The sequence below is a fragment of the Proteus sp. FME41 genome, assembly GCF_014897315.1.
Lineage (GTDB): Bacteria > Pseudomonadota > Gammaproteobacteria > Enterobacterales > Enterobacteriaceae > Proteus.
Genome location: NZ_JABUYL010000001.1, coordinates 299,496 through 316,143 on the forward strand (window position 1 = coordinate 299,496; position 16,648 = coordinate 316,143).

A 16,648-nucleotide genomic window follows, 5' to 3' on the forward strand; every position below is an offset into this window, starting at 1 on the left:
TAGGAAATTTAATAGTATGAGCACTATCGACGAACGCGTTAAGAAAATCATTGTAGAACAACTGGGTGTTAAAGAGGAAGAAGTTGTAAATTCGGCTTCATTTGTTGATGACTTAGGCGCTGATTCTCTTGACACAGTTGAGCTGGTAATGGCTCTGGAAGAAGAATTCGATATCGAAATCCCAGACGAAGAAGCAGAAAAAATTACTACAGTTCAAGCTGCTATTGATTACGTTGAAAACGCAGGTAAATAAGCTTGCTAATCTAGGCGGTCACTCGACCGCCTATATTTTTAATCCTAAACTTTTTCCCTCCTTGGAGGATAAGCGTGTCTAAGCGTCGTGTAGTTGTGACCGGACTAGGCATGTTATCTCCTGTCGGTAATAACGCAGAAGCTTCTTGGGAAGCGGTGTGTGCCGGACAGAGTGGTATCGGCCTTATCGAAGATTTTGACACCAGTCATCATGCGACTAAATTCGCAGGATTGGTTAAAGATTTCAATCATGAAGATTATAATCTTTCGCGTAAAGACGCGCGCAAGATGGATCTTTTTATTCAATATGGTATTGCAGCTGGTGTGCAAGCCATGGCGGATTCAGGTCTTGAAGTAACAGAAGCCAATGCAAGTCGTATTGGAGCTGCTATTGGTTCTGGTATTGGTGGCTTAGGCCTTATCGAAGAAAACCACACGTCAATGACAAATGGTGGACCTCGTAAAATTAGCCCATTCTTTGTACCTTCAACTATTATTAACATGGTTGCAGGACATCTAAGCATTATGTATGGTCTTCGTGGCCCTACAATCTCTATCGCAACTGCATGTACATCAGGTGTTCATAATATTGGACATGCTGCACGTATTATCGCTTATGGTGATGCAGATGCAATGCTCGCAGGCGGTGCTGAAAAAGCAACCACACCATTAGGTTTGGGTGGCTTTGGTGCAGTTCGTGCATTATCTACACGTAACGATAACCCTCAAGCGGCTAGCCGTCCATGGGATAAAGATCGTGATGGTTTCGTGTTAGGTGATGGTGCGGGTGTTCTCGTTTTAGAAGAATACGAACACGCTAAAAACCGTGGCGCTAAAATTTATGCTGAAGTGGTTGGTTTTGGTATGAGCAGTGATGCTTATCACATGACTTCACCAGCAGAAAATGGCGAAGGTGGTGCGTTGGCGATGACAAACGCACTGAAAGATGCAGGTATTGCTTCATCAGTCGTGGGGTATATCAACGCACACGGAACATCAACAAATGCCGGTGATGTGGCTGAAGCACAAGCGGTTGAAAACGTATTTGGCAAAGGCACTGAGGTGTTAGTTAGCTCAACAAAATCGATGACAGGTCACTTATTAGGTGCTGCTGGAGCGATTGAGTCTATCTTTACTATTCTTTCGCTACGCGATCAAATCGTCCCTCCAACTATTAACCTCGATAATCAAGACGAAAAATGTCATCTTGATTTCGTTCCCAATAAAGCACGTAAAGTTGAGAACATGGAATATGCTCTGTGTAACTCATTTGGCTTTGGTGGGACTAATGGTTCAATTCTCTTTAAGCGCGTATAAACCGTTTTTTGTAGAAAATTGAAAAATGCCTAAAGGCCCAGGATTATTCTGGGTCTTTTATTTTGTCCTTTTACTGCCAGTTGTTTTATCATGTGCAGATTGATATCAATAACATAGATGTAAGGTGTGTTAGATGCATTGGGTAAACGGACAACAGCAGCAAAATGTTGATGCAAGTGACAGAGCAATACAATTTGGTGATGGTTGTTTTACTACACTGGCTATTGAAAAAGGAAAGCCCACCTTATTGTCTACACATATCAACCGCTTAAAACAAGGCTGTGATGTACTTTTTTTGCCTTATCCTAATTGGTCTGAATTAGAACGCCATATTATTGATATCGCCTCAGATACCCAAGTAAAAGGTGTTATTAAAGTGATTATCAGTCGTGGTTATGGCGGCCGAGGCTATTCTCCTAATGGGTTGTTTACACCAACAGTAATAACTTCTTTATCATCATATCCTGAACATTATCGCCACCAGCAAAATAAAGGTGTTTCGCTCGGTCTTAGTCCTGTTACTCTAGGGAGAAATCCCATGTTAGCCGGTATTAAGCATCTAAACCGCTTAGAACAAGTGCTTATCAAGTATCATTTAGAAAAAACAGAATTTGATGATGTATTGGTGTGTGATAATGAAGGATATTTAGTTGAAGCGAATGCTGCTAATCTTTTTTGGCGTAAAGGAAAGACTCTTTTTACGCCTGATCTTACAGATTCAGGCGTAAATGGCATTATGCGCCAATCGATTTTTCAAATAGCTCAAAATTATCATTGGAAAATTGATATTGTGAGAGAGAAACCGGAAACCCTTTATCATGCGGATGAAATTTGGTTAACAAATAGCTTGATGCCAGTGATCCCAGTTTCACGCATTACTTTTTCAGATGATAAGTGCTATCAGTATCCTTGTAGAGAGTATTATCATGTTGTTTTACAACACTGTTTGTCACTTAAATAGAATTTGATGAGTTATAAATGAAGATAAAAAAAATAGTATGGATAGTTTTTTTTGCCTTATTGATTAGCCTTGGTGCAGTTGCATTGTATATGATGCAACATATTCGAGGCCTAGAAGAAAATATTGTTGTAAAACAAGATGAAATGCTACTGACTGTGCCAGCAGGAACAGGGCGTGTTGCCATGGAGCAACTATTAATAAAAAATAATCTGCTTAATGAAAGCGATTATTTTCAGATGTTATTAAAAGCGAAACCAGAACTAAGCCAATTTAAAGCAGGAACCTACCGTTTAACAAAAGGTATGACACTGCGAGATATTTTGTTACTCATCAAGAGTGGTAAAGAGGCTCAATTTACAATCCGCTTTATTGAAGGTAGCCGTTTAAAAGACTGGCAATCTATCTTTGAACAAGCACCTCAATTGAGTATTATCGCTCATACGATGGATAGCGATAAATTGCGTCAAGAAATAGGAATAAAGTCTGAAATAGTGAATTTAGAAGGCTGGTTTGCACCAGATACATACCATTACACAGCGGGTACGACAGACGTCGCAATTTTAAAACGTGCCTATCAACAAATGGAAAAAACATTAGAAGAAGAGTGGATTAAACGCGATAGTGACTTACCGTATAAATCGGCTTATGAGATGCTTATCATGGCATCAATCATTGAAAAAGAGACGGGCATTGATGCGGAAAGAACAAAAGTCGCGTCTGTTTTTGTTAATCGATTAAAAACTAACATGCGATTACAGACCGACCCAACGGTCATCTATGGTTTAGGTGATAAATATAGAGGCACGATTTATCGTAGTGATTTAAATGGTTATACCCCTTATAACACGTATCAAATTGATGGATTACCGCCAACACCAATAGCAATGCCAGGTGTTGCTTCAATTAGAGCTGCTGCACATCCGGCGGATACGCGTTATCTTTATTTTGTTGCTGATGGAACGGGTGGTCATAAATTTTCAACCACACTTAATGAACACAATAAAGCCGTCGCACAATATCGACGCTTACAACAAAGATAATTATGAACAACAGTAAATTTATTGTAATTGAAGGATTAGAAGGCGCTGGAAAAACCAGTGCAATTCAAACCGTTATTGATACATTAAAAGAAAAAAACATTACTAACTTAGCATTTACTCGTGAGCCTGGTGGCACACCGCTCGCAGAAAAATTGCGTGAACTTATCAAACAAGGTATTGAAGGCGAAAAAGTTACAGATAAAGCCGAATTATTAATGTTATATGCCGCACGCGTTCAGCTTATCGAAAATGTGATAAAACCTGCCCTTGCCGAGGGGAAATGGGTGATTGGTGATAGGCATGATCTCTCTTCGCAAGCCTATCAAGGTGGGGGACGAGGTTTGGATAAAGATCTTATGCTGTCACTTCGTAATACGGTTCTTGGTGATTTTCGCCCTGATTTGACGTTATACCTTGATTTAGATCCTGCTATTGGTTTAGCGAGAGCAAGGGCTCGTGGTGAGTTAGACCGAATTGAAAAAGAATCGATGGACTTCTTTTATCGTACTCGTGAGCGTTATCAGGCCTTAGCTAAAGGTGATGAGACTATTATCACCATTGATGCATCACAAGTTATCGAAAAAGTACAAGCAGATATCCGCCAAACGCTAACCACATGGTTAGTCCAGCAGGAAAATAAAGTATCATGAATTGGTATCCTTGGTTAAATCAGGCATATCGGCAACTTATTAGTATGTATCAAGAAGGGCGAGGTCATCACGCTCTGCTTTTACATGCAACAGAAGGGATGGGGGCAGAGGCACTCTCTTATGGCTTAAGTCGTTGGTTAATGTGTCAGAATAAACAGGGATTAAAAAGTTGTAACGAGTGCCATAGCTGTCGCTTGATGCTTGCTGAAACACACCCTGATTGGCATATTTTACAAAGTGAAAAAGGTAAGTCATCAGTGGGTATTGAAGCGGTCAGAAAAATCACTGAAAAACTAGAACACCATGCTCAACAAAGTGGTGCCAGAGTGGTTTGGATAAAAAATGTCGAAGCATTAACTGAAGCTGCAGCAAATGCATTGTTAAAAACGTTAGAAGAGCCACCTAAAAATACTTATTTTTTAATGAATTGCCAACAGCCTGAAGTTTTATTAGCGACATTACGTAGTCGTTGTTTCTGTTACCATTTATCAACGCCAGATATTCAGCCGGCAATACATTGGTTACAGCAACAGTTACCGAATATGACTTATGCCAATGGGGTAACAGCGCTTAATTTATCGCAACAAGCTCCTCTTTTGGCGTTGTCATTATTAAAAGATGAATGGCAAGAAAGAAATACCTTCTGTCAAGCGTTACAAACCAGCTTACAACAACATGATTTATATGTATTTTTACCACAATTAAATCAAGATAATATTGATCGCCGATTGTACTGGTTATTATCACTGTTACTTGATGCATTAAAATATCAAACAAATGCACAAGCCTATTGTGTTAACCAAGATCAACAGCCTTTAATTATGGCATTATCACAATGGCCTTCATCTGTATTGTTAACCACAATTGATGGCTGGAAACAGTGTCGTTATCAAATAATGACTATTCCTGCCTTAAACAAAGAATTATTACTGGCAGAACAACTGCTAGATTGGGAAAATCAGTTAGTAACACGAAATTAATCCGTCATATAAAATTAATTGCGGTTTAGCTGTAATAAATAACATCTATAAGTCATATCAGATAAATGAGAGTACGTTATGTTTTTAGTTGATTCACACTGCCATCTCGACAGCTTAGATTATGAAAATTTACATAAAAATATTGATGATGTTGTCGAAAAAGCACAGCAGCGTGATGTTCAATATATGTTAGCTGTAGCAACAACTTTGCCCGGTTTCAAAAATATGCGTGAGCTTATCGGAAAACGTGACAATATCGCATTCTCTTGCGGTATCCATCCTTTAAATTTAGACGAAGGTCATGACGTTGAAGAGTTAGCACGCTTAGCGGCAGCCCCCGACGTGGTTGCCTTAGGTGAAACAGGGTTAGATTACTATTACCAACAAGAAAATGCGGCATTACAACGTGATATTTTTCGTGAGCATATTCGTATCGGTCGACAAGTCAACAAACCCGTTATCGTACATACACGCAGTGCTCGTGAAGACACCTTGTCGATTTTAAAAGAAGAGAAAGTACAAGATTGTGGTGGTGTATTACATTGCTTTACTGAAGATAAAGAAACCGCGACTAAATTACTTGATCTTGGAATGTACATCTCTTTTTCAGGCATTGTGACATTTAGAAATGCAGAACAAATTAGAGAAGCCGCACGCATTGTGCCACTGGATAGAATTTTAGTTGAAACAGATTCGCCATATTTAGCACCCGTGCCGCATCGTGGTAAAGAAAATCAACCCGCTTATGTCCGTGATGTCGCTGAATATATGGCTGTATTAAAAGGCGTGAGTGTTGAAGCGTTAGCACAACAAACAACACGTAATTTTGCTACTCTTTTTCATATTCAAAATTTATCCGCTTAATTAAGTTGTTCAGGAATTAAAATAGATAATAAGGTGATAGAAATGGCAGAAGAAACAATTTTCAGTAAGATTATTCGTGGCGAAATTCCGGCTAACATCGTTTTCCAAGATGATACAGTTACCGCATTTCGTGATATTTCGCCTCAAGCACCCACACATATTTTGATTATTCCTAATAAATTGATCCCCACCGTAAATGATGTGACTGCGGAAGATGAGCAAGTGTTAGGACACCTTTTTGTGGTTGCTGCAAAAATTGCCCAACAAGAAGGTATTGCTGAAGATGGCTATCGTTTAGTGATGAACTGCAATAAACATGGTGGACAAGAAGTTTTCCATATCCATATGCATTTACTGGGTGGTAAATCATTGGGGCCATTATTAAGCCAATAATCAATATGATGCTAAAAGTAAGATAACAGGAAGTAATACATGATAAGACAAGGTAAGGCTATTTACGCATTACTTATTGCTGTATGTATGACGACATTGCTTTCTGGATGTTTATCATCTCATTCAGATAATAAACTCTATTTTAATCGTCAGCAGGCCATTATTATGGAGCCCTCAGTATTAGTCGTGGGTATTGTGGCTGGGCAACCGACACTCGACCACCATGCTAATGGTACAAGAGCGACAGTAATGCTATCAAATACACAATCTTATCCTGTCTCTATCCGTTATCGTTTTTACTGGTATAACGAACAAGGGCTTGAAATATCGCCTGCTGGGCATGTAAATGATGTAACTATTCTGGGTGATGGTGATATGGAAATTAGCGCTGATGTGCCAGATAAAACCATTAGTTATGTCAGAGTTTATCTCTTTACTTAGGATAAGGTAACGCGAGTATGAAAAGACTTCTATTTGTGGCGATGTCTGTATTTTTATTAGCAGGTTGTCCATCCATGTTGCCACAACAACCGCCTGTCCCTATAGAGCCTGTTACGCCTACAGTGCCAGTAGAGGAACCCTCTAAACCGATAGAACCACCAATTGAAGTAGTGCCAACACCCCCTAAAATCACTAGCATTAATTGGAATGCGGCAGTGACACCTTTAATAAGAGAGATGGCAGTTACTGACGATTTAGAACCGGGTAAATTAATCGTTGTTGATAATGTTAAAAATAACTCAGGTGGAAATATCCAAGCAGTTAATGCCGCCAATACGATTATCGAATCAGTTAATAGTATTAGCGCGTTACAAACGGTACCTTATGCACAAATGATGTCAGCACGAAAAGCGCTAGGTCTATCAGGAGAAGACAGCCTTGGTCTTCGTAGTGCCGCAATTGGCTTAGCTCGCTATTTAAAAGCAGATTATATTTTATTCTCAACGGTTGATGGTAAAAAAGATAATCGCGTCATCAGCATGCAGTTAATGTCGGTTTCTTCTGGTGAAATTCTTTGGACTGGGCGTCATCAAGTTGAGTGATCCGCATTACCTAAGTTTGCTTAATGCCTTGCAAGCGCTTTTCCCTGCAATGGCATTAAGTAAATGGAAAGTTGCTGCATTAGAAGGATCTGGCGGTGGCGCTTTTCGCGTACAATATGCAGATATTGATTGGGTCGCTCGCTATTATGGTGATGAAAAAAAAGCGCTTTATGTACATGGAAGAAAAGAGTATGTCATTTTAAAGCAGCTTGCCGGCTCTAATTTATCACCTAAAGTTGCTGCACGTTATAAAGAGTGGTTTTTTCTTTATTGGTTGCCTGGCAAACATCTTACTCATCAATCACTTTTTAGCACTTATTTAAAGCCCCTTGCTGAAAAAATAGCCACATTACATCAACAAACACCGCTAGGATTTCCTCTTAATTTAAACCACGAGTTATCTGTTTATTGGCAGGGTATAGATAAAAAACGGTTATCAGCGAGATGGTTAGGCTTACAACAGTATTTTTTACGCCAACCTCGGTGTAATCTCATAAAGTACGCGCCAGCTCACATGGATTTACACGTTGAGAATATTCTTCTTGGTAATTCAGGTATAAAATTTATTGATTGGGAATATGCTGCCGATATTGATACCGCAGACTCGTTAATGACGTTCTTTGCCACAAATCAATTAAATGAAATCCAACAAAATACATTTTTGGATTATTATTGTTCGTATCATTGTCATTATACGCAGTCAAAAGAGATTTCTTTTTATTCTATAGAAGAGTTAAGAGAACGTATTCTTTCAAGAGAACCATTCATTTTTTATATGATGCTAATGTGGTATGAAGTCCGTTGGCAGCAAACAAAAGATGAATCATTTTTAATAATGTCTGAACCTTTACGTCACTATTTTAGTCTGATGAATTAACGACATTATCTTGTCAAAATTACAAAGAGAGGAATGTTATGGGTCCGGTAATGCTTGATGTTGAAGGGTATGAACTCGATAGTGAAGAGCGTGAAATTTTAAAGCACCCTCTTGTCGGTGGATTAATCCTTTTTACCCGCAACTTCCACAATGCTGAACAATTAAATGAATTAGTCCGCCAAATCCGTGATGCGTCTCATGAGCGTCTTGTCATTGCAGTTGATCAAGAAGGGGGTCGAGTACAACGATTCCGTGACGGTTTTACGCGCATACCAGCAGCACAATCTTACGCGGCATTAAATGAAAGTTATCAAGCAAGCCATTTAGCACAAGAAGCTGGCTGGTTAATGGCGTCAGAAATGATTGCTATGGATATTGATATCAGCTTCGCACCTGTTCTCGATTTAGGGCATAACTGTATTGCTATTGGTGAACGTTCTTTCCATGATTCACCTGAGATTGCAATGACTATGGCAGAAAGCTTTATTAAAGGTATGCGTTCTGCGGGTATGAAATCAACAGGCAAACATTTCCCTGGACATGGTGCGGTAAGAGCGGACTCTCATAAAGAAACACCTCGCGATGATCGCGCTTTAAATGATATTCGCCAACGCGATATGTCAATTTTTAAAGATTTTATTCAACGCCAGTTATTAGATGCCATTATGCCAGCGCATGTTATTTATTCTCAGGTTGATGAGCGTCCTGCTAGTGGTTCATCCTACTGGCTGAAATCCATTTTACGTGAACAATTAGGCTTCCAAGGCGTTATTTTTTCTGATGATTTATCGATGGAAGGCGCAGCTATTATGGGAAGTTATGCAGAAAGAGCACAACGTTCACTGGATGCTGGCTGTGATATGCTTTTAGTGTGTAATAACCGAAAAGGGGCGGTGAGTGTGTTAGATAACCTGTCCTCTGTCAAAGCAGAACGAATTTCCACATTGTACCATCACCGAGGTCGTTACACATTGAGTGAGCTACAAACTTCTGATCGTTGGAAACAAGCGAATCAGTTGCTGACCCAATTACAGGAGCAATGGCAGGAGCGCGCATGATTATATATTTACATGGTTTTGATTCCACAAGTCCTGGAAATCATGAGAAGGTTTTACAGCTACAGTTTATTGATCCTGATGTTCGTTTTCTTAGTTACAGTACGTTGCATCCTCGACATGACATGCAACACTTACTAAAAGAGACGGATAAAGTGATTAAATCCACGAAAGATCCTGTATTAATTTGTGGTGTTGGATTAGGTGGATATTGGGCTGAGCGTATTGGTTTCTTATGTAATATTCGTCAGGTGATGGTTAATCCTAATCTTTTTCCTTACGAAAATATGACAGATAAAATCGACAGGCCTGAAGAATATTTAGATATTACAACGAAATGCATAAAAGATTTTCGCTCTAAGAACAAAGACAATGCGTTAGTCATTTTATCCCGAAATGATGAAGTTTTAGACAGTCAGCGTTCTGCTGATGAATTATCACCTTATTATTCTGTGATTTGGGATGAAGTGCAGACACATAAATTTAAGAGCCTTTCTGAACATTTGTTTAAAATTAAAGCATTCAATAGCAAAAATTAAGACTGAATAAGTGAGTTTAAAATGGGTGGAATTTTTCCATCCATTTTTTTATCTTATAAGCCTAAAGTCCCCTGTTTTTGTGTGATCTTTCATTTTTTACCATTTGTTTACGTGTGATCTTTTATCACGTAAATGATCACGTTCTATCCCTATTTCTTTATACCTTCTTTATATTTAATTAATTGTATATCTTGAATAAAATCGATACTTACCTCTTTAATAGAGTTATTTTATCGTCATAAAAAGGCGAGTTACCCCTCGGTTCTTCAAAAAAGAGATATGAATATTCAAATTTTTTTGATATAAATCAACTTTGGTATGACCATCTTCCCAATTAATTTGTTTGAAAACAAAATAACAGCCGAAACGATTTAACTGTCGTTATATAAGTAGATTTCACCAAGGCTATTTAAATAACAACAGTAAATATCTTTATGGAGTGACGCTAAATGTCATTAACAAAAATTGTTATTGTCGGTGGTGGTGCAGGCGGTTTAGAACTTGCAACTAAATTAGGCAATAAATTAGGTCGCAGCAAAAAAGCAGAAATTACCTTAGTCGATCGCAATAATAGCCATTTGTGGAAACCACTTTTACATGAAGTAGCAACAGGCTCTTTAGATGATGGGGTTGATGCATTAAGTTATTTAGCGCATGGCTATAACCATCATTTCAACTTTCAATTAGGTTCATTAACTGGGCTTGATCGCGAGCAAAAAAATATTACGCTAGCGGCTATATATGATGAAGCACAAGCGTTACTCGTACCAGAACGTACACTTGATTATGACATTTTAGTCATGGCGTTGGGCAGTAAATCAAATGATTTTGGTACGCCGGGTATTAAAGAAAATTGTATTTTCTTAGACAGTCCTCAGCAAGCTCATCGTTTCCATAATGAAATGCTGAATTTATTCTTAAAATATTCTGCAGATACCCATGCTCAAGAAGAGGATCGTAAAGTTAATATTGCGATCGTTGGTGGTGGTGCTACGGGCGTTGAACTTTCGGCTGAATTACATAATGCTGTACGTCAACTCAATAGCTATGGATTAAAAAAACTAGCACCTTCTGCACTCAATATTACGTTAGTTGAAGCCGGAGAACGTATTTTACCGGCCTTACCTGTACGTATTTCAAGTGCAGCACACAATGAATTAACGAAATTGGGTGTAAGAGTCATGACCAAAACAATGGTCACTAGTGCAGATGATGATGGATTAAATACCAAAGAGGGTGAGCATATTGATGCTGATTTGATGGTATGGGCTGCGGGTATTAAAGCGCCTGATTTTATGAAGGATATTGCAGGGTTAGAAACTAACCGTATAAATCAATTGGTAGTTAAACCAACCTTACAAACAACATTAGATGAGTCTATTTTTGCAATTGGTGATTGTGCTTCTTGCCCCCGAAAAGAAGGGGGTTTTGTTCCACCTAGAGCACAGTCTGCACATCAAATGGCAAGTCGTTGTTATGGCAATATTTTAGCAATGTTAAAAGATAAACCTTTAAAAGATTATGTGTATACCGATCACGGCTCATTAGTTTCCTTGTCTAAATTTAGTACCGTAGGAAGCTTAATGGGTAATTTGATGAAAGGTGACATGATGATTGAGGGGCGAATTGCTCGTATTGTTTATATCTCTTTATATCGTATGCATCAAATTGCGTTGCATGGTTACATCAAAACGGGGCTCATGATGTTGGTCGGATCAATCAATCGAGTGATCAAGCCCAAGCTAAAACTTCATTAATTTATCTTTTGTTTTGGTGATAAAACAAAAGTTATCTTTTAAAGCCCTCATCTTATATGAGGGTTTTTTATCTATTTTTTCTTTTAAATTAAATAATTAAATGAGAATATCTAAATAAGATAAATAATCTTAGCATAAAGCACTAGATGATTTATCTGTTTATACCGAAAATAACCAATAACTCTAACGCTTAATAGGGTAATGATAAATATAATTTTATTATTAAGGCTAAACTAATAATATTAAAGATAGAATTTGTTTTTTATTATTACGGTAAATTATTTAAGACTTTTCTTAAATAAAAAAGGATGTTTAATTCATTAATTTATCAAATAAAGTGTTATGGTATTTCGCAGATTTGAATTAGACAAATAATGAATAGAATCCATTAGGCATAAGCTTAAGGTGTTATTTTTATTCCAATTTAATGAGATAAAATGTTTTCATAAATCTTGAAAGTAATTTTTATAATATGACTTAAAAATAAAATATTGACAGTTTTTAAGCGACAATTGTTAACTTGGTGTTATCATAATGATGTATTATAAATAGCATAACGGTGTCTATACTTGTCAGCCAAATAAATTAAGATCACTTTTAATATAATGGGTAAATCTTAAGGATATGGTAGGTATTTATTTAATTAAGTAATTAAAACAGAAATAAGTGGTGTATTTAACATGTCATAAATACGTAGTTTACTTATTATGTTAATCAGCAAGGACGTTGAATTAAGCTATCAGATAAATGCATTCATTTATTGAATATCAAATATATTAGCCAGTTATCGTAAAAAAGTGGCTTTGTTCTGTATCTGTAGCAATTAAGGATAAAACAAATAAAAAGGGGTAAAAGTGAGTGTTGATGTCAGAAAGTACACACTGATAGGACTAATCATTGTATTAGCTATTCTTTCATTTATTGCATGGAGGTGGGTATTTCCCCAGCCTCAATTCGCTCATGTCGTTTCAGCTACGCCGATTAAATCGACAGTTTTTGTAACAGAAGAGTATTGCCATAGAATCGGTTTACCCACGCCTTTTACACCAGAAAAATTATCACGATTTCATCCCGCGGAACAAGAATGTCGCGTGTTTTATATGATTGAAGCGCTCAATAATAGCAATATTGCAAATTTCCCTTACCCTCAATTCAAAGAGTGTATTCCGATTTATCGTCAAGAGCGCAGAATTGTTGGTTATGATGTGCTTTATACAATTGATGGAACACCGGGCAAAGTACGCACCACATTTAAACCGGGTGAAGTGATTGCTTTAGATGCGGATGGTCGGTTGATTTTAGAACAAGAACCTTATTGTTCTATGAATGAAAAAATTCCTTGTCGTAAAGATTAACTCTAGCAATATAAAAAAGGCGTAATGAAGAAGTAAAATCACACTTCAGTTACGCCTTTTTGTTGTGCTAAATAACCACTAAAGTATGGTTATTTAGCCTTATGATCATCAAAAGCAGTTAGCATATCATCAATAAAAGTGAGTCGTTTTTCTCGATCAATCAAATCAATGACGAACTTCAATTTTGATGGACCATCTAAGCGAAAAATAGCAGGTTGTTCTTGAAGTAAGCTAATTAAGTAGCTTGGATCAACCTTATTTTTCTCACCAAACTCAATAAATCCACCTTTATCATGCGCTTCAATACGAGTGATACCTAGGTTCATCGCATTTAAGCGAATGGCGGCATTACGCAGTAAATAACGGCCTGCATCAGGCAACTTACCAAATCTATCAATTAATTCAGCTCTTAAATCATTAAGTTCATTTAAATCAATGGCACTCGCAATTCGTTTATAGAATGAGAGTCTAACATTTACATCAGGAATATAATCATCAGGTAACAAGACTGGCATTCTTAATTCAATTTCAGTTTGCTGGTTTGTGAGATCTTCAAGTGATGGCTCTCTGCCTTCTTTGAGCGCCTCTACTGCGCTTTCTAGCAATTCCATATAAAGTGAAAAACCCACGGTATTCATTTGACCACTTTGTTCTTCACCTAATAGCTCTCCTGCACCTCGAATTTCTAAGTCGTGAGTGGCTAATGCAAAACCTGCACCCAGATCTTCAAGTGAAGCGATAGCCTCTAAACGCTTATGAGCATCTTTTGTCATCGCTTTAGGATGTGGTGTTAGTAAATAAGCATAAGCTTGGTGATGCGAACGTCCCACACGACCTCGTAATTGGTGTAATTGAGCTAAACCAAAGTGATCGGCACGCTCAATAATAATGGTATTTGCACTGGGAATATCAATCCCTGTTTCGATAATAGTTGTGCAAAGAAGGACATTAAAACGCTGATGATGAAAATCATTCATTACACGTTCAAGGTCACGTTCACGCATTTGCCCATGCCCAATTCCAATACGAGCTTCAGGAACGAGAGTAGCCAGTCTTTCACGGGCTTTTTCAATATTTTCAACATCGTTATACAAGTAATAAACTTGTCCGCCACGCAGAGTTTCACGCAAGATGGCTTCACGAACCACTAAATCATCGTATTCACGCACGAAGGTTTTGACGGATAAGCGCCGCGCAGGAGGGGTAGCAATAATGGAAAGATCGCGCATACCACTCATTGCCATATTTAGCGTACGTGGGATAGGGGTAGCTGTTAGTGTTAAAATATCCACATTAGCACGCATCGCTTTAATACGCTCTTTATGCCGAACGCCAAAACGGTGTTCTTCATCGACAATTAATAACCCTAAATCTTTCCATTGAATACTCGGCTGAAGTAGCTTATGTGTACCAATGACAATATCAACCGTACCTTCTGCCAGTTTTTCTGTGATGAGTTGCTGTTCTTTTGCACTACGAAACCGTGAGATCATCTCAATATTAACGGGCCAATTGGCAAAACGATCACGGAAATTATCAAAATGTTGCTGAGCCAGCAGGGTGGTTGGGACTAAAATGGCAACTTGCTTATTATTGTTCACTGCGAGGAATGCAGCACGCATTGCCACTTCAGTTTTACCAAAACCCACGTCACCGCAGACTAATCTGTCCATTGAAATGGCTTGGCACATATCACTTAATACGGCATTGATTGCCGTTTCTTGATCTGGTGTGGTTTCAAAAGGAAAACTTTGACGGAAAGCGTGGTACTGCTCTTTATCCATTTTAAAGGCAAAGCCCGTTTTTACTTCACGTTGAGCATATACATCTAACAGTTCAGCAGCGACATCACGGACTTTTTCGGCGGCTTTTTGGCGAGCTCTTACCCAGGCATCACCCCCTAATTTATGTAATGGGGCATTGTCGTCAGCACCACCTGAATAACGACTGATTAAATGAAGTGAGGAAACAGGAACATAAAGTTTGTCATTACCTGCGTAACTCAACATTAGGTATTCTGCTTTCACACCGCCTGCTTCTAAGGTTGTCATACCTTGATAGCGACCAACGCCATGCTGAAGATGCACAACAGGTTGTCCAATGCTTAATTCAGCAAGGTTACGGATTAAGGTATCAGTATTAATGGCTCGGCGATTATCTTGGCGGCGGCGATTGACACGTTCACCCAACATGTCGCTTTCACAGATCATCGCCAATTGACGATGGCTATCAATAAAACCATGTTCAGCAGCGCCAATGATAAAGTAAAAACCTTTCTTTTTAGCATCAGATAATTCAATGATCTGTTTAGGTGCTATTTTTATTCGTGATAAAAGCTCTTGTACAGTTTCGCGTCGGCCTTCACTTTCAACAGAGAAAATAACACTGCCTGAAAATTGCTCTTGGAATCGGCGTAAGTTATCTAAAGGTGACTTGCTTTGAGCATTAATCGATAAATCAGGAAGTGGTTGATAACCTAAATTAGTTTGACCTGCTTTTTCTGGCAATGTTTCAGTTTTAAGTTGAATACGAGGCCACTGTTTAAGCTCTTTATTAAAAGTATCAACATTGAGCCAAATATCATCAGGGGGAAGTAAAGGACGCATTGGGTCAACGCGACGGCTTTCAAAACGCTGATTGATGTCTTGCCAAAATTTATCGGCACAATCTTGTAGATCTTGCGTAATGATCAGGGAGTTTTTAGGAAAATAAGCAAATAAATGAGATAAAGGTTGTTCAAAAAACAGTGATTGCCAATATTCAATTCCTGTGGGCAAAATGTGTTTGCTGACTTGTTGATAAATATGTTCAGGATCACGCCTTACATCAAAGCGCTCTCGCCACTGGCTACGAAAGAGTTCAATAGCATTAGCATCAGTGGGAAATTCATGGGCAGGCAATAAATTGATTTGATCAACTTCTATTAATGTTCGTTGTGTATCAACATCAAAAGTACGTAAGCTATCAATCTCATCATCAAAAAAATCAATACGATAAGGAAATTCACTTCCCATAGGAAATAAATCAAGCAATGCGCCTCGTGTGGCATATTCACCATGTTCTAATACTTGCTCTACATGGCGATATCCCGCTTCATCTAATGTTTTACGCAAATTATCACGAGAAAGTACCTCTCCTTTCTGCATTACCAGCGCATGACCTGCGAGATAATCTGTAGGGCAGACTTTCTGCATTAACGTATTGACGGGTAAGATTAAAATTCCCTTGAGAAGTGATGGGATACGGTATAGCGTAGAAAGGCGGTTTGAGATAATTTCTTGATGAGGTGAAAAACTGTCATAAGGCAGTGTTTCCCAATCCGATAATGTCTCTACTGGATAATCACAAAACTGACGGATTTCATCTTGTAAACGTAATGCATTTTGCATGTCACGAGTAACAAGAACGACTAATCCAGAATGACGTTTGATGATCTCGGCACATTCTAGAGCACAAGCGGCACCCGTCAGTTGACCTAGCTGGCGAGTATCCCCTTGTTTTACAGGAAGTTGATAACGATATTCTGAGGACATAAGCGTGTAATGTGAACTCTTTGTTGTAGTTA

Annotated in this window: 16 protein-coding genes; 15 read left to right on the plus strand and 1 reads right to left on the minus strand. The window is 38.3% G+C overall.

All coding sequences use genetic code 11. The features are described 5' to 3' along the window. Positions 1-16 precede the first annotated feature (16 nt). The 15 genes from acpP to umoD all read left to right on the plus strand — a co-directional run bounded on the left by acpP (position 17) and on the right by umoD (position 13,083). Positions 17-253: an acyl carrier protein gene (acpP, locus tag INT04_RS01380; RefSeq protein ID WP_004247087.1), complete on the plus strand. Its 237-nt coding sequence runs from the start codon at positions 17-19 to the stop codon at positions 251-253. A 74-nt stretch (positions 254-327) separates the two neighbouring features. Continuing rightward, positions 328-1,569, plus strand: coding sequence for a beta-ketoacyl-ACP synthase II (gene fabF, locus INT04_RS01385; RefSeq protein ID WP_193014367.1), 1,242 nt, complete (start codon positions 328-330; stop codon positions 1,567-1,569). A 133-nt stretch (positions 1,570-1,702) separates the two neighbouring features. Beyond that, positions 1,703-2,530, plus strand: a complete 828-nt coding sequence (pabC, locus tag INT04_RS01390) for an aminodeoxychorismate lyase (RefSeq protein ID WP_193014368.1) — start codon at positions 1,703-1,705, stop codon at positions 2,528-2,530. Positions 2,531-2,547: 17 nt separating this feature from the next. Continuing rightward, the gene (gene mltG, locus INT04_RS01395; RefSeq protein WP_193014369.1) at positions 2,548-3,570 is read left to right on the plus strand and encodes an endolytic transglycosylase MltG; all 1,023 of its coding nucleotides are present in this window, start codon (positions 2,548-2,550) and stop codon (positions 3,568-3,570) included. Positions 3,571-3,572: 2 nt separating this feature from the next. After that, positions 3,573-4,220, plus strand: coding sequence for a dTMP kinase (gene tmk / locus INT04_RS01400; RefSeq protein WP_193014370.1), 648 nt, complete (start codon positions 3,573-3,575; stop codon positions 4,218-4,220). Beyond that, complete coding sequence (gene holB / locus INT04_RS01405; RefSeq protein ID WP_193014371.1) at positions 4,217-5,200, plus strand: DNA polymerase III subunit delta'; 984 nt, start codon at positions 4,217-4,219, stop codon at positions 5,198-5,200. The genes tmk and holB overlap by 4 nt, the downstream gene beginning before the upstream one ends. A 78-nt stretch (positions 5,201-5,278) precedes the next feature. Next, positions 5,279-6,064, plus strand: a complete 786-nt coding sequence (locus INT04_RS01410) for a metal-dependent hydrolase (protein ID WP_193014372.1) — start codon at positions 5,279-5,281, stop codon at positions 6,062-6,064. 42 nt (positions 6,065-6,106) lie between these two features. Beyond that, positions 6,107-6,457 (plus strand): purine nucleoside phosphoramidase, encoded by a 351-nt coding sequence (hinT, locus tag INT04_RS01415; RefSeq protein WP_193014373.1) that lies wholly within the window; start codon positions 6,107-6,109, stop codon positions 6,455-6,457. A gap of 39 nt (positions 6,458-6,496) precedes the next feature. Further along, on the plus strand, positions 6,497-6,898 hold the full coding sequence (locus INT04_RS01420; RefSeq protein ID WP_193014374.1) for a YcfL family protein: 402 nt from the start codon (positions 6,497-6,499) through the stop codon (positions 6,896-6,898). A 17-nt stretch (positions 6,899-6,915) separates the two neighbouring features. Further along, positions 6,916-7,500: a penicillin-binding protein activator LpoB gene (locus INT04_RS01425; RefSeq protein WP_193014375.1), complete on the plus strand. Its 585-nt coding sequence runs from the start codon at positions 6,916-6,918 to the stop codon at positions 7,498-7,500. Next, complete coding sequence (locus INT04_RS01430; protein ID WP_226893909.1) at positions 7,493-8,377, plus strand: phosphotransferase; 885 nt, start codon at positions 7,493-7,495, stop codon at positions 8,375-8,377. The genes INT04_RS01425 and INT04_RS01430 overlap by 8 nt, the downstream gene beginning before the upstream one ends. Before the next feature lie 38 nt (positions 8,378-8,415). Next, entirely contained in the window at positions 8,416-9,435 is a 1,020-nt protein-coding gene (gene nagZ / locus INT04_RS01435) for a beta-N-acetylhexosaminidase (protein WP_193014376.1), read from the plus strand. Next, complete coding sequence (gene ycfP / locus INT04_RS01440) at positions 9,432-9,971, plus strand: alpha/beta hydrolase YcfP (RefSeq protein WP_193014377.1); 540 nt, start codon at positions 9,432-9,434, stop codon at positions 9,969-9,971. Before nagZ ends, ycfP begins: the two co-directional genes overlap by 4 nt. 449 nt (positions 9,972-10,420) lie before the next feature. Continuing rightward, positions 10,421-11,728, plus strand: a complete 1,308-nt coding sequence (locus tag INT04_RS01445) for an NAD(P)/FAD-dependent oxidoreductase (RefSeq protein WP_193014378.1) — start codon at positions 10,421-10,423, stop codon at positions 11,726-11,728. Positions 11,729-12,582: 854 nt separating this feature from the next. Then, the gene (gene umoD / locus INT04_RS01450) at positions 12,583-13,083 is read left to right on the plus strand and encodes a flagellar biogenesis regulator UmoD (RefSeq protein ID WP_193014379.1); all 501 of its coding nucleotides are present in this window, start codon (positions 12,583-12,585) and stop codon (positions 13,081-13,083) included. Positions 13,084-13,172: 89 nt separating this feature from the next. On the opposite strand, the gene mfd is transcribed toward umoD, so the two are convergent. Next, complete coding sequence (gene mfd / locus INT04_RS01455; protein WP_193014380.1) at positions 13,173-16,616, minus strand: transcription-repair coupling factor; 3,444 nt, start codon at positions 16,614-16,616, stop codon at positions 13,173-13,175. Positions 16,617-16,648: the final 32 nt, after the last annotated feature.